The organism is Photobacterium jeanii, assembly GCF_001650345.1.
In the GTDB taxonomy this organism is placed as follows: Bacteria; Pseudomonadota; Gammaproteobacteria; order Enterobacterales; family Vibrionaceae; genus Photobacterium; species Photobacterium jeanii.
The window spans coordinates 14,859-28,924 of record NZ_LVHF01000027.1; the positions used below are offsets into that span (position 1 = coordinate 14,859).

The window sequence follows — 14,066 nt, forward strand, 5'->3', positions numbered from 1 at the left end:
GAATAGTCAATGGATATTATTCTTGGCGTAGTTATGTTCACCTTGATTATCCTGGCTCTAGTTTTAGTAATCCTATTTGCTAAATCTAAGCTAGTACCATCAGGTGACATTACTATCTCAGTAAATGGCGACCCAGAAAAAGCAATCAAGATTGCTGCGGGTGGCAAACTACTAGGCGCACTAGCGGGTAGTGGTATTTTCGTTTCATCTGCTTGTGGTGGCGGTGGCTCTTGTGGTCAGTGTCGCGTGAAAGTGAAATCAGGTGGTGGTGACATTCTACCAACTGAGCTTGATCACATCACAAAAGGTGAAGCACGTGAAGGTGAGCGTCTAGCTTGTCAGGTTAACGTTAAATCTGACATGGATATCGAGCTTCCAGAAGAAATCTTCGGTGTTAAGAAGTGGGAATGTACTGTTCTTTCTAACGACAACGAAGCGACCTTCATCAAAGAGCTTGTGCTACAAATCCCAGAAGGTGAGGAAGTTCCTTTCCGCGCTGGTGGTTACATCCAGATTGAAGCTGAACCGCATCACATTAAATACGCTGACTTCGATATTCCTGAGGAATACCGTGGTGACTGGGACAAGTTCAACCTGTTCCGTTACGAGTCAATCGTTAAAGAGCACTCAATCCGTGCATACTCTATGGCGTCATACCCAGAAGAGAAAGGCCTGATTAAGCTTAACGTGCGTATCGCAACGCCGCCGCCAAACAACCCAGATGTACCACCAGGTGTGATGTCTTCATACATTTGGTCTCTGAAAGCTGGCGATACTTGTACTATTTCTGGTCCATTCGGTGAGTTCTTCGCGAAAGACACTGATAACGAAATGGTATTTATCGGTGGTGGTGCTGGTATGGCACCTATGCGTTCTCACATCTTTGACCAGCTTCTACGTCTTAAATCTAAGCGTAAGATGACTTACTGGTACGGTGCGCGTTCTAAGCGTGAAATGTTCTACATTGAAGATTTCGATACGCTAGCAGCAGAAAACGAGAACTTCGAATGGCATGTTGCACTGTCTGATCCACTACCAGAAGATAACTGGGATGGTTACACAGGCTTCATCCACAACGTGATTTACGAGAACTACTTGAAAGATCACGAAGCACCAGAAGATTGTGAATACTACATGTGTGGTCCACCGATGATGAACGCAGCTGTTATCGGCATGCTGAAAGATCTTGGTGTTGAAGACGAAAACATCCTACTGGATGACTTCGGTGGCTAATTAGCCCTTCGAGCACAATGACATTGGCTGATCCTTTATAAGGGTCAGCCTTTTTTCATCCTAGGCTCTGTGGATTGCAATCTTGATAAGTGGTTGTTTTAAATTACGAACTTAAAGCGGTTACTTATCCAGATTGTTATTGATGATGACCAGTATTGGCATCATGACTTCATTGTTGGAGTAAGTTGTAAATGAAGAAATTGTGGACGCGCATTACTGCGGTAGTGGCAGTAGCGCTAACTTTGACCTTGGTAGGTTGCGGTGGTGACCAACGTGAGCTTATTCATCTTCGTGGCTCAACGATGGGCACCTACTATTCGATCAAACTGATTAAGCAAGACGGTTTGCCAGATGCTGCCAGCATGCAGGCAGAGATCGATCGTCGCCTAGAACTGGTTAACGACCAGATGTCGACGTACCGTAAAAACTCTGAATTGAGCCAATTTAACCAGCATAAAGCCAATACGCCATACGCTGTTTCTGCGGCAACGGCAAAAGTGGTGCGTGAAGCGATTCGTTTGGCGAACCTTACTGACGGTGCATTGGATGTAACCGTCGGCCCGGTAGTGAACCTATGGAGCTTTGGCCCTGAAGCGCGTCCTGAGCATACTCCAACCGCCGCTGAAATTGCTGAGCGTAAGAAGATTGTCGGTATTCATCACCTAAGTGTTAAAGGCAACACTTTAACCAAAGACATTCCTGAGCTATACGTTGATTTATCTTCGATTGCCAAAGGCTATGGTGTCGACGTGGTGGCGGATTACTTTGATGAGTTACATGTTGCGGATTACCTAGTTGAAATCGGTGGTGAGCTAAGTCTTAAAGGTAATAACCTTGAAGGTGTGCCGTGGCGTATTGCGGTTGAGAAACCAACCGATGATGGCTCACGAGCGATCCAAGAAATTATCGAGCCGGGCGACATGGCTGTAGCGACTTCGGGCGATTACCGTAATTATTTTGAAGAAAATGGGGTGCGTTATTCTCACCTTATTGACCCGAAAACCTGCAAACCTATTGATAACCATGTTGTTTCGGTAACGGTACTGCATGAATCGAGCATGACAGCCGATGCGCTAGCAACAGCCTTCTCTGTTATGGGCGAAGAGAAAGCGATAGAATTAGCAAAAGCTGAAAACTTACCGGTTTTGTTAGTGGTGAAAACCGAACAAGGCTTTACTGAATACATGACAGATGCGTTTAAAGCGTACCTCAACAAGAAATAGAGAATCGTTATGGCGGTATATTTAACAACCTTTGCGGTGTTTTTACTGGTGATTGCAGCAATGGCTGTGGGTTACATTTTCCAACGTAAAACGGTAAGTGGTAGCTGCGGTGGCTTAGACGGGATCGGCATCGCTAAAGAATGTGATTGTCCTGAACCTTGTGATGCGCGTAAAAAGCGTGAAGCCCGTGCCGCACGCCAAGAAGAGTGGAAGAAAAACCAAATTATCTAATCTTGAGTTTGGTCTCTACCATCACGACGAAAGCCTGAGTTGAACTCAGGCTTTTTTGTGTTTGTCGATTAACGATACATCGTAGAAGTTAGCAATGAATGAGTCGATTACGCCCTTGCTGTTTGGCGTGATATAAACGTTGATCAGCAATCGAGAGTAAAGCATCCACTTTATTGCCAGTGAGTGGCGCTGTACCCGTAACAGCACCAATACTCATGGTGATCCAGATAGTTTGTCCATTGAACACGATAGGCTGCTGCTCGATGGCGAGTCGCATTCTATCGAGGCGTTGGCAGAAAACGGTAAACTCCCCTTGATATTGAATACAGAATTCTTCGCCACCAAAGCGTGCCACAATTGCGTCATCAAAATGTTGCTGGAGTAGGTGGCTCAGTTGCACCAAGACCGTATCACCGCCATCGTGACCATAGCGATCGTTCACCTTTTTGAAAAAGTCGACATCCATCATCGCAATATTGGTCGGCCCCGAGATGATTTTCTCTTGCTGACTGAAAAAATACCGTCGATTCCAAAGCCCTGTTAAAGCATCTTGGTTCGCCATTCGGTAGAGTTTATCGGATGTATCTTTCATATTGAGAATATGATGTAGCCGACAGTTAAACTCTTCTTGGTTAAATGGCTTGTAAAGAAAGTCGTTTGCTCCCGCTTTTAGGAACTGCGCCGTCATTGAGCGATCACTACTTGCAGACAAACCTAGAATCGCAATCTGATTACGGCTATAGGTTTGGCGTACTTCGTAGGTGAAGGTGATCCCATCTTTTTCAGGCATATCATTATCTGTGATGATCATGCTGATATCAGGATGACGCTCTAGTTGCAGCAAGCCTTCATTGCCATTGCTAGCCTGAATTACCGTTAAGTTTTGGCGTTCTAACAGGTTGATGAGATGGTGACGTACGACCTTGGAATCATCCACCACCAATACTTTGTGTTGGTGATTGGCTTGTAAGCGCTGTAGTAAGGGGATCAAATACGAAACCGACTCAGCACTGTTTTTTAAGAGGTAATCTAGCACCCCTTTCGCGAGCACTTTTTCTCGAATGCTTTGACTAAACTGAGCAGTTAAAACGACCGACTTGATTTGTCGTCCTAAGATAAGATCAATGACTTCACCGTCTTGACCATCGGGTAAGCAGTAATCGAGCACAGCACAAAGAAAGTGGGTATCTGTAGAAGTGATGGCGGCTGCGGCTTGCAGTGTTTCAGCGAAAACGACTTGAAAGCCTGCTTGCTCAAGTTGCTGCTCTAGAAAGTGACGAAAGGTCTGGCTATCTTCGACAACTAATACGCGATTGCACAAAGTCCTCTCCTTGTTGTATTCATACTGCTGATAAAACCGTTAGATTCTAATCACGAATGTGAGCAAAAGGTAACTTCCAATTTGTCTGACTCTGATATCGCTCACAAGAATATTCGGTCAACACGACGGATTTATTAGCAACCGCGCCTTTGCCGCTTCCTTTCTGATGGGAACGGCTTATAATTACACTGTATGAATAAACAGTTGTTGAGTGCAGCGTAGCAGTAGGGGAGTCAGGTGGAACAAGCGCGTCAGCGTAAAATCATTCATGTTGATATGGATTGTTTTTATGCCGCAGTTGAGATGCGGGACGATCCTAGTCTGCGTGATATTCCCATTGCTATCGGTGGTCGCTCTGAGCAGCGAGGGGTGATCAGTACCTGTAATTACCTTGCCCGCGAGTATGGTGTGCGCTCGGCGATGGCGACAGGTCATGCCTTCAAGCTGTGTCCAAACTTAACCTTAGTACCGGGACGTATGTCGGTGTACAAGGAAGTGTCGCAACAAATCCGTGAAATCTTTTCCCGTTATACCGATAAAATTGAACCGCTATCGCTCGATGAAGCTTACCTTGATGTGACCGATTGTGAGCTATTACACGGCTCTGCGACTTTAATCGCCCAAGATATTCGCCGTGCGATTGAAGAAGAGCTGCACCTGACCGCGTCTGCTGGCATCGCACCTGTGAAGTTTATTGCCAAAGTTGCCTCTGATATGAATAAGCCGAATGGTCAATTTGTGGTAACGCCTGAGCAAATTCCTGACTTTGCCGCCGATCTCAAGTTAGAGAAGATCCCCGGTGTTGGTAAAGTCACAATTCAAAAGCTGCACGATAAAGGTTTGTACATAGGCCGCGATGTGCAAGCTTATGACAGACACTTATTGCTCCAACAGTTTGGCAAGTTTGGTCAGTCACTTTGGTCACGAGCACACGGGATTGATGAGCGGGAAGTGATTGTCGAGCGGCAGCGCAAGTCCGTTGGTGTCGAGCGCACTTTTACCACCAACATTCGCGATTATGATGAATGTTGGCAGGTCGTAGAGAAGCTATATCTTGAATTGGACAAGCGATTAACCAAAGTTCGCCCGCAGCACAATATCTCTAAGCAAGGGATCAAAATTAAATTTGCCGATTTTCAGCAGACCACGGTAGAGCATAGCCAAGTGAAGCTGGATAAAGAGCAGTTCGTACCGTTACTCAAAGAAGCACTGACTCGACAGCAAGGGCGAGAGATCCGCCTGATAGGGTTAAGTGTTGGCTTGGAAACAGGTATGAAGGCGCAGCAGCTGTCGTTTGATTGGTAGTAACCTCTCCCTAACCCTCCCCTTGATAAGGGGAGGGGATCTCAAAGCTTTTGTGTTTTTGTTTTTATCGCTCTTGTTCTCCCCCTTATCAAGGGGGAGTTAGAGGGGGTAATTTTACTAACCTCTCCCTAACCCTCCCCTTAGTAAGGGAAGGGGATCTCAAAGCTTTTGTGCTGTTGTTTTTATCGCTTTTGTTCTCCCCCTTTTCAAGGGGAGCTAGAGGGGGTATACAGACATAAAAAAACGAGCCCCCGAAGGTGCTCGTTTTTATTGCTGGTATCCGTTAGATACTTAGCCTTTAACTGGAATGTTCTTCAGGATAGCAACCATTTGCTCCCAGAATAGACCTACAGTTTCAATGTTCACTTTCTCGTCTGGCGAGTGAGGGAACTTGATAGTAGGACCGAACGAAATCATATCCATGTTAGGGTATGGTTTCTTGAACAGACCACATTCTAGACCTGCGTGGATCACCATGATGTTTGGTGTGCGGCCGTAGATGCCGTTGTAAGTTTCGCGGAATAGCTTCATCACTTCAGAATCAGCATCTGGTTTCCAACCTGGGTAAGCACCAGAGAACTCACATTGTGCGCCAGCAAGATCGGCAACAGCTTTTAGCATGCCTTCAACATTGCTACGACCAGAGTCGATCAGTGAACGAATTAGGCAAAGGATAGTCACTTTGTCTGAATCCGTTGTGATCACACCTACGTTTAGTGATGTTTCTACAACGCCTTCGATATCATCGCTCATGCGAAGTACACCGTTTGGACAAGCGTTTAGCACTGAAAGTAGACGCGTTTGATCTTTCGCTACCATAACATCTTGTGGTTGCTCGACGCTTTCCACAAATAGGTTGATGTCAGTTTCTACACGACCAAGTTCAGCCACTAGGATTTCTTGGTAGTGAGCGAATAGGCTTTGTAGTTTGTCAGCGTTTGCTGCAGGTACAGTAACAACTGCGTTTGCTTCACGAGGAATCGCGTTACGTAGGCTACCACCTGTTAGTGAGTGAACACGAACACCTAGCTCATCAGCGTGACCAAATAGGAAACGACCTAGTAGCTTGTTCGCATTACCGCGACCAGTGTGGATGTCACAACCAGAGTGACCGCCTTTTAGACCTTTAAGAACCAGTTTCACTGCTTGGTGATCAGCTGGCACTGCTTCACGAGCGATGTCTAGCGTGATTGCGCCATCAACGCCACCCGCACAGCCCATGTAAACTTCACCTTCTTGCTCTGAGTCAGTGTTTAGTAGGATGTCACCTTCTAACCAACCTTCTTTCAGACCGAAAGCACCAGTCATACCTGCTTCTTCGTCGATAGTTAGTAGCACTTCAAGAGGACCGTGCTCTACATCTTTCGCCGCTAGAACAGCAAGACATGCAGCCATGCCCATACCGTTATCCGCACCTAGGGTTGTACCTTTAGCTGTAACCCACTCACCATCGATGAAAGGTTGAATCGCGTCAGTAAGGAAATCGTGCTCTGTATCTTCATTTTTCTGCGGCACCATATCGATGTGCGCTTGAAGAACAACACCTTTACGATTTTCCATCCCTGGCGTTGCTGGTTTCTTGATGAAAACGTTGCCTACGTCATCGCGACGAACATCAAGACCTTCGCCTTCTGCGAATTTGATGATGTGTTGAGCGAGTTGCTCTTCGTGCTTAGATGGGTGAGGAATAGAACAGATTTGATCGAAGAATTGCCACACAGCTTGTGGTGACAGTTGGCTGATTTCAGACACAGCAGTCTCCCTTTGAGTATCAGCAGTGACATCCTTGTAATAAGGTGACATCTGCTAGACGAATCTATATCAGTAAGCAGTATTTTGCAGCACAACTTACTGTCTAACTGCATTCAAGCATACCACTGTGGTTATAGGGGGAACAGGGAAACTTGTACTATCCATCCCTTTTTTCCTTGCCTTTGTTAGCTGACGCACGACTTTAGATCCTCATAGATCTTGTGATACTAAATTGCGCCAAATGCGGTTGATTTTTATTCCTTTGTTTTAATGTGGCTTGAAAGAGAGGAGAAGGTGTTGTGGAGATATCACAATATTTATGTGTTGTAGCAATAATTCGTTTCTTAAAGGTTGGAGTGGTGGGGATGCATGGTGATAAATGTATGATGAATTAGTGAATGTGTTTGATATCAACTAGTTAATTGGGTGATTAAAATCATTATATTGAAATACGTATTTGACGTGCTTGTAAATAATATGTATATCGCTGCATAATTAGAGTAAATATTCCAGCTTATAGCGGGATATTTGATTGTGCATGCGGTTGTTTATACTCTTAAGTAATAAAATTACAAATAGCCGTATAAAAACGACGGATAATAGAAAAAGTGTGATCCAGTTAAAGAAAATGCTTGTAAGTAAATTACGGTTTGGTTATAGTTTCCCCATCTTAAGAAAAGATGAAAACAACACACGAAACGTTCAGGATGAACCCGAGAGATCGCCTCCACGGAACTGAGATTAAGTGTAACCAGTGATGGTTAATTGCTCCAAGGAATCGAGCCATGCTGAAAGTGCATGTGTTTGGATAACTTATGAAAAAGGTGATTTAAAATGAAAGTATTTGATTCTATTGCAACTTACTGGAACAACCGCGCTGTATACACTGCGAACTTCCAATACCCGAACTACTTCGGTTACTAATTTCTGAGAATAGTGCGTGATGAACACTATTTTCTTTTGAACAGTATTGTTCACCCCCCTTACTTAAGAATTCAAGATAACTGTCAAAGTTATTTGCAACATTCTATCGCCACTCCGATTTGGAGTGGCGTTTTTTTATCTGCTGATCTTGTACCGCGCACCATTCCTGCCCAACTTTTTCTCTAGCTTCCAGCTGTACCAACCATTAAGGCCAATAGGTAAAATTTGCGATCAAAAACGTCATAACAAAGAGGATGGTAAAGCTCCCAAAAGGCGAATTGGTTGCGGCTTATTGATTTATCAATAATAAGATCAATAACTTACTTCGACTTGCTTAGTTGTGATTACTTTTTGTTTGTGATTAATCGGGCTGCTGATATCAAGCTCGCGATTAATGATAAGTTTAAGACTGTATTCGATTACATTATTCACTAAGCACCATATTAAGCGTTCAAAGGTATGAAAATTTCGTTAATAGGAAGTAGATAATTTTTAGTGTGATGAAAAAACACACAGCAATTATCTCTTTAACTGCATGTTTAATATAAGTTTTTTATATCATTACTTAATGAGTGTTATGTTTTTATCCAGTTGGCATTAAATTTCATCACTCTTTATATCAATACTGGATATTCATCGGGGAGGGGCATATAATTGCGCACCTAAACACGAAATAGCAAACGATTACCTAATCGTTTTCGTCGCGAGTTTAGATAACACTTTTTTGACCTTTACTTTTGCTGCGTAATACCAATCTCCAAGGAATCGAGAGCAATGCTTGAGAAACTATTTAAACTCAAAGAGAACGGTACTGATGTCCGTACTGAGTTATTGGCAGGTTTAACGACCTTCCTGACGATGGCCTATATCATCTTTGTTAACCCAACCATGTTGGCGCAAACTGGGATGGATCATGGCGCTGTATTTGTTGCGACCTGTTTGGCGGCCATGATTGGTTGTTTCGTGATGGGCTTTGTTGCTAACTACCCAGTAGCACAAGCACCGGGCATGGGTTTGAATGCCTTTTTTACCTATAGTGTTGTTCTTGGGATGGGGCACACATGGCAAGTGGCATTGGCTGCTGTTTTCTTGTCTGGCTTGTGTTTCATTGTATTAAGCGTATTAAAAGTGCGTGAGTGGATCATTAACGCGATCCCACTGGCGTTACGTACGGGTATTTCTGCCGGTATTGGTCTTTTCCTGGCGTTTATTGCCCTGCAAAACTCAGGCATTGTTGTTGATAACCCTGCAACCTTGGTGCATGTGGGTGATTTAACAAGTTTACCAGCTGCCCTTGCTGCGCTTGGTTTCTTCTTAACGATTGCGCTTGTTCACCGTGGTTTCAAAGCCGCAGTGCTGATGGCTATTCTTGCGGTAACTGTGCTGGGTATTTTGTTTGGTGATGTGACTTACCACGGTGTGGTGTCGATGCCGCCAAGCATTGCGCCAACGTTCTTGCAACTGGATTTCTCTGGTGCGATGGAAGTGGGTTTGATTTCTATCGTGTTCGCGTTCTTGTTTGTTGACCTGTTCGATACGGCAGGCACCTTGGTTGGTGTCGCAACAAAAGCGAACTTGATTGGCGAAGACGGTAAGTTACCTCGCCTAAACCGCGCACTATTGGCTGACAGTACTGCAACTTCAGTGGGTGCTTTGCTAGGTACTTCTAATACCACGTCTTTTGTTGAAAGTGTGTCGGGTGTAGCAGTGGGCGGACGTACTGGTCTGACTGCGGTTACAGTTGGTGTATTATTCTTCTTCGCATTGTTTTTTGCCCCATTGGCAGGTATGGTGCCTGCTTATGCAACGGCTGGCGCGTTATTTTATGTTGCCATCCTTATGATGTCTGGCTTGGTGAGCGTTGATTGGCGCGATTTAACCGAAGCGGCACCTGTTGTAGTGGTGTGTCTTCTTATGCCACTAACATACTCGATTGCTGAAGGCATCGGCCTTGGTTTCATCACTTACGCGGTAGTGAAACTGCTAAGTGGTAAAGGACGTGAAGTAAACGCAAGCGTTTGGGTTATCGCTGCGCTATTTCTTGCTAAAATTATTTTTCTATAACAAAGATTACCAGTGACAAGTTTCGCTGATTCAGAGGTTCATCGGATATGAGTAATAAGTTCGTCATTACATGGGACAACATGCAAATGTACACACGCCAGCTAGCAGAAAAACTACTGCCGGCTGATCAGTGGAAAGGCATCATTGCAGTAAGCCGTGGCGGTTTGGTTCCTTCAGCTATTCTAGCGCGTGAGCTTAATATCCGTTACGTAGATACGGTTTGTATCTCAAGCTACGATCACGACCACCAACGTGAAATGAAAGTGCTTAAGCAAGCAGAAGGCGAAGGTGAAGGTTTCATCGTGGTTGATGATCTAGTAGATACTGGCGGTACTGCGGAAATGATCCGTCAAATGTACCCGAAAGCGAAATTTGTAACTGTGTGTGCTAAGCCTGCTGGTAAGCACCTAGTAGATGATTACGTGGTTGATATTCCTCAAGAAACTTGGATTGAACAGCCGTGGGATATGGCTGTAACTTTCGTTGATCCAATCGCGAAGAAATAAGCCAGCCTACAGTGATCAAGCTGGTTATATTGCCGAACTATGAGGCGATCGTAGTTCGGCTAACAGTATGATCTACTTGATGTCATTGTTTAAAAGAGACGCCTTAGGGCGTCTCTTTTGCGTTGTATGACCAGAAAAAGACATCTCTCATTGAAGAAAAAGTTTTTCTGCCCTACATTGCAGGAGTAATCCGTCACATTTTGTGATCCAGCTTTCATACAAATGCCTTCGTCATGGAGAACATCGTGTCTGAACCGTCAAAATCTAACTTATCTGAGAAATTGTTTGCCCCACGCGAGACATCCAAAGAAACCTCAAGCTTAGTCCGAATCGCGCATAACCATAGTCAGGGGTTACACAATGCCTTAGATGGTGATACTGAGAATGGGTGGTACCGGACTTTGCGTCGTCCGCAGTGGATTTGGCAAGGGGTCGACCCATTAGAAATGGAAGCCTTGTTTGCCCGTATGGCAAGCAGCGATGCCCGTCGCACCACTGAAGAATTGCTCGATACCGTGGTGGGCTATAAGCCAGGAAACTGGATATATGAGTGGTCTCAGTTAGCGGGTGAGCACCATAAAAAAGCCCGTGCGCATGTTGATAATCAACAAAACGACAAAGCGGTTGATGAGCTGCTTAAAGCCAGCACTTACTATAGCATTGCCGCATACCCTCACCTCAAAGGCGATAGCCTAGCTTCTCAAGCTGAAGTTCAATCAAGCCAAACTTATCACGAAGCGATGCAGCTTTCCCCATATCGAATGGAAACCATTGACGTGAAATATGAAGGGAAAACCTTCCAAGCGTACATCCATTTACCTCGTGCCGATAAATTGCTGCCGACTGTGATTGTCAGTGGTGGTCTTGATACTCTGCAAACAGATCTATGGCCGCTATACCGCGACTACCTTGGCCCTGCGGGTTTTGCCATGGTCACGCTTGATATGCCGTCGGTCGGTCATAGCTCACGTTGGTCACTGACCGAAGATACGAGCCGCTTGCACCAAGCACTATTGCAACAAATCCGTGATGTGCCTTGGGTCGATCATCATCGTGTTGCCATGCTAGGGCTTCGTTTTGGTGGTAATGCTGCTATTCGGTTAGGTTTTCTAGAACCAACCCGCCTGAAAACTTGTGTCAGTATCGGCGGGGTGATCCACAGCTTCTTGACTCAACCTAAGCGACTGGATCAAATGCCACAAATGTACCTTGATATGATTGCTTCTCGCATGGGTAAGCATGGTGTATCTCGTCAGAGCGTGTTATCGCATTTGCCAGCTTGGTCGCTAAAACAGCAAGGTTTGTTAGGACGTCGTAAGGTTGATGTTCCTATGCTAGGGATCAGCTTAAAGAACGATCCAGTGTGCCCTGAAATGGATAATGAATTGATTGCGATGTCGAGTTATGGCGGCAAAGCGATGACCTTACCGGAAAAGCCACTTCACGATGGATACCACCGAACCATGCTGACCGTTATGGATTGGCTGGAAGAAAAACTGGCTTGATCTCCCTTCAAGCTCAGCGTGGATTAATCGTATAAGTTGCTGATTTATGTTGTGAGTCAGGCAGAAAATTCTGACTCATAATGTAAATAAATTGTTGCTAACTACTGTGGTTTTAGGCTTAAATGGCATAGAAGAGAGTGTAAAAGCTATTAATAATTCTATTGATAGTTTTGAGTTACATGCGCATGACCAAGGAAGGGAGACACGCCATGACAACAGAAACCGCTTTTCCACCACATGGACGTTTAGTAACTAAGCTTACCGCGATTGGCCCTTACCTGCGTCAACAACAGTCGAAAGAAGGGGAGTTCTTCTTTGATTGTTTGGCCAGTTGTATCAGTGCCAAAAAAGAGCCTGAAGAACGTGAGTTTTGGGGCTGGTGGCTGGTAATGACTGAGAGTGACAAAGGTGGCTATCAGTATCGTTATCATTTTGGCCGTTACAATGCTGATGGTAATTGGGTTGAAGATAAAGTACCTGCCAAACATAGCGAAGCAGTACTTAAGACCTTGAATGATTTCTACCCGAAACTCACTTCTGTATTGGATGAGACTTTTGAGCAAACCATCGCGGCTGCTGACGATCTCACTGAAGCTGAATTAGGCTAATTCCCCGTAATACATATCATTTCTATACTGATTGCCTAAATTTTGGCAATCAGTGCCATTAATTAGGGTTAATGAAAGAAAATGCTGCCTGTCGCGCAGTATTTTCTTGTGATTTTTAGATGGGATTGATAAAACGAATGAACAAAAAATTTGTTCACTAATTTGTTTGATCCCATGGCAGAAAAAACTTACTTAAATGCTCAAGAGCAGGACCTCGCGGGAACTGAGACAACCCAGTCTGAGACCCAAATGGTTAAGCAAAAAACAGTGGTCGTAAAACTTGGCACCAGTGTTCTAACTGGTGGTACTTTGAAGCTAGATCGCGCTCATATGGTGGAATTAGTTCGCCAATGTGCTCAGCTTCGTCGTCAAGGCCACAAAGTTATCATCGTTACCTCTGGCGCAATTGCCGCAGGTCGTGAGCATTTAGGTTACCCCGAACTGCCCAAAACCATGGCGAGCAAGCAATTGCTGGCCGCTGTCGGACAAAGCCGCTTAATTCAAGAGTGGGAGCACTTGTTTGCTATCTACGGCTTGAATGTTGGTCAGATGCTACTGACCCGTGCCGATCTTGATGATCGCGAGCGCTACCTTAACGCGCGTGACATGATTGTGGCGTTGTTGGACAACGGCATTATTCCCGTTGTTAATGAAAACGACGCTGTGGCTACTACGGAAATCAAAGTCGGTGATAACGACAACTTATCTGCATTAGTGGGTATTTTGGCGGGCGCTGATAAGCTACTTCTGTTGACTGATCAACCGGGTTTATTTACCGCCGATCCACGTAATAATCCAGATGCTGAATTGATCCGCGAAGTTCACACCATTGATGAAACCCTGCGTAAATTGGCAGGCGGAAGCGTGGGTGGCTTAGGCACTGGCGGTATGGCGACCAAGCTACAAGCCGCCGATGTTGCTCGTCGTGCGGGTATTGAAGTGGTGATTGCGGCTGGTAGTCGCCCTGATGTGATCGCGGATATCGTCGGTGATGAATCTGTCGGTACTCGTTTTTTACCGCTAGAGTCACCATTAGAAAGCCGCAAGCGCTGGATTTTGGCTGGACCTCCACCAGCGGGCGACATTGTGATTGACCAAGGTGCTGCAAACGCAGTGCAACAACGTGGTAGTAGTCTGCTCTCTAAAGGCATTACTTCGGTCAAAGGTGAGTTTGATCGTGGTGAGGTGGTTCGTATTTATTCGACTGAAGGCGCATTGTTGGCGCGAGGTATTTGCCGCTACAGTAGTAAAGACATCGCGAAAATTGCCGGTAAGCACAGTCAGGATATCCACCAAGTCTTGGGTTACGAATACGGTCCTGTCGCGATCCATCGTGACGATTTGGTTGTGATTTAATTAAGCCGACAGCATAAAACGAATAAAGGGAAGCATTG

Annotated in this window: 11 protein-coding genes; 9 read left to right on the forward strand and 2 right to left on the reverse strand. The window is 45.1% G+C overall.

Annotation, left to right across the window (positions count from 1 at the left end; genetic code table 11):
* Positions 1 to 9 precede the first annotated feature (9 nt).
* The 3 genes from nqrF (at position 10) to nqrM (ending at position 2,687) form a co-directional block, all read left to right on the forward strand.
* Positions 10 to 1,233, forward strand: coding sequence for an NADH:ubiquinone reductase (Na(+)-transporting) subunit F (nqrF, locus tag A3K86_RS12740; RefSeq protein ID WP_068331514.1), 1,224 nt, complete (start codon positions 10 to 12; stop codon positions 1,231 to 1,233).
* 191 nt (positions 1,234 to 1,424) lie between these two features.
* Complete coding sequence (locus tag A3K86_RS12745) at positions 1,425 to 2,456, forward strand: FAD:protein FMN transferase (protein ID WP_068331515.1); 1,032 nt, start codon at positions 1,425 to 1,427, stop codon at positions 2,454 to 2,456.
* Between the two features lie 9 nt (positions 2,457 to 2,465).
* Positions 2,466 to 2,687 carry a (Na+)-NQR maturation NqrM gene (nqrM, locus tag A3K86_RS12750; RefSeq protein WP_068331517.1) on the forward strand — a complete coding sequence of 74 codons (222 nt, stop codon included), beginning with the start codon at positions 2,466 to 2,468 and terminating at the stop codon, positions 2,685 to 2,687.
* An 88-nt stretch (positions 2,688 to 2,775) separates the two neighbouring features.
* On the opposite strand, the gene A3K86_RS12755 is transcribed toward nqrM, so the two are convergent.
* Entirely contained in the window at positions 2,776 to 4,008 is a 1,233-nt protein-coding gene (locus A3K86_RS12755; RefSeq protein ID WP_068331519.1) for a GGDEF domain-containing response regulator, read from the reverse strand.
* A 237-nt stretch (positions 4,009 to 4,245) separates the two neighbouring features.
* On the opposite strand from A3K86_RS12755, the gene dinB reads away from it, so the two are divergent.
* The gene (gene dinB / locus A3K86_RS12760; RefSeq protein WP_269747614.1) at positions 4,246 to 5,313 is read left to right on the forward strand and encodes a DNA polymerase IV; all 1,068 of its coding nucleotides are present in this window, start codon (positions 4,246 to 4,248) and stop codon (positions 5,311 to 5,313) included.
* 291 nt (positions 5,314 to 5,604) lie between these two features.
* Here dinB and A3K86_RS12765 read toward each other — a convergent pair whose 3' ends face one another.
* On the reverse strand, positions 5,605 to 7,065 hold the full coding sequence (locus A3K86_RS12765; RefSeq protein ID WP_084406598.1) for an aminoacyl-histidine dipeptidase: 1,461 nt from the start codon (positions 7,063 to 7,065) through the stop codon (positions 5,605 to 5,607).
* Between the two features lie 1,698 nt (positions 7,066 to 8,763).
* Here A3K86_RS12765 and A3K86_RS12770 point away from each other — a divergent pair.
* The 5 genes from A3K86_RS12770 to proB all read left to right on the forward strand — a co-directional run bounded on the left by A3K86_RS12770 (position 8,764) and on the right by proB (position 14,028).
* Positions 8,764 to 10,053: an NCS2 family permease gene (locus A3K86_RS12770; protein ID WP_068331522.1), complete on the forward strand. Its 1,290-nt coding sequence runs from the start codon at positions 8,764 to 8,766 to the stop codon at positions 10,051 to 10,053.
* A 47-nt stretch (positions 10,054 to 10,100) separates the two neighbouring features.
* Positions 10,101 to 10,559 (forward strand): xanthine phosphoribosyltransferase, encoded by a 459-nt coding sequence (gene gpt, locus A3K86_RS12775; protein ID WP_068331523.1) that lies wholly within the window; start codon positions 10,101 to 10,103, stop codon positions 10,557 to 10,559.
* 245 nt (positions 10,560 to 10,804) lie between these two features.
* Positions 10,805 to 12,064, forward strand: coding sequence for an esterase FrsA (frsA, locus tag A3K86_RS12780; protein WP_084406599.1), 1,260 nt, complete (start codon positions 10,805 to 10,807; stop codon positions 12,062 to 12,064).
* Positions 12,065 to 12,273: 209 nt separating this feature from the next.
* Positions 12,274 to 12,672 carry a sigma factor-binding protein Crl gene (gene crl / locus A3K86_RS12785; protein ID WP_068331527.1) on the forward strand — a complete coding sequence of 133 codons (399 nt, stop codon included), beginning with the start codon at positions 12,274 to 12,276 and terminating at the stop codon, positions 12,670 to 12,672.
* Between the two features lie 249 nt (positions 12,673 to 12,921).
* Positions 12,922 to 14,028 carry a glutamate 5-kinase gene (gene proB, locus A3K86_RS12790; RefSeq protein ID WP_107270338.1) on the forward strand — a complete coding sequence of 369 codons (1,107 nt, stop codon included), beginning with the start codon at positions 12,922 to 12,924 and terminating at the stop codon, positions 14,026 to 14,028.
* The last annotated feature ends 38 nt before the right edge of the window (positions 14,029 to 14,066 follow it).

Excerpts from the sequence above, each read along its gene's own strand:
- nqrF (WP_068331514.1), top strand. The coding sequence starts at position 10 with ATGGATATTATTCTTGGCGTAGTTATGTTCACCTTGATTATCCTGGCT.
- A3K86_RS12745 (WP_068331515.1), top strand. The coding sequence starts at position 1,425 with ATGAAGAAATTGTGGACGCGCATTACTGCGGTAGTGGCAGTAGCGCTA.
- nqrM (WP_068331517.1), top strand. The coding sequence starts at position 2,466 with ATGGCGGTATATTTAACAACCTTTGCGGTGTTTTTACTGGTGATTGCA.
- A3K86_RS12770 (WP_068331522.1), top strand. The coding sequence starts at position 8,764 with ATGCTTGAGAAACTATTTAAACTCAAAGAGAACGGTACTGATGTCCGT.
- gpt (WP_068331523.1), top strand. The coding sequence starts at position 10,101 with ATGAGTAATAAGTTCGTCATTACATGGGACAACATGCAAATGTACACA.
- crl (WP_068331527.1), top strand. The coding sequence starts at position 12,274 with ATGACAACAGAAACCGCTTTTCCACCACATGGACGTTTAGTAACTAAG.
- proB (WP_107270338.1), top strand. The coding sequence starts at position 12,922 with ATGGTTAAGCAAAAAACAGTGGTCGTAAAACTTGGCACCAGTGTTCTA.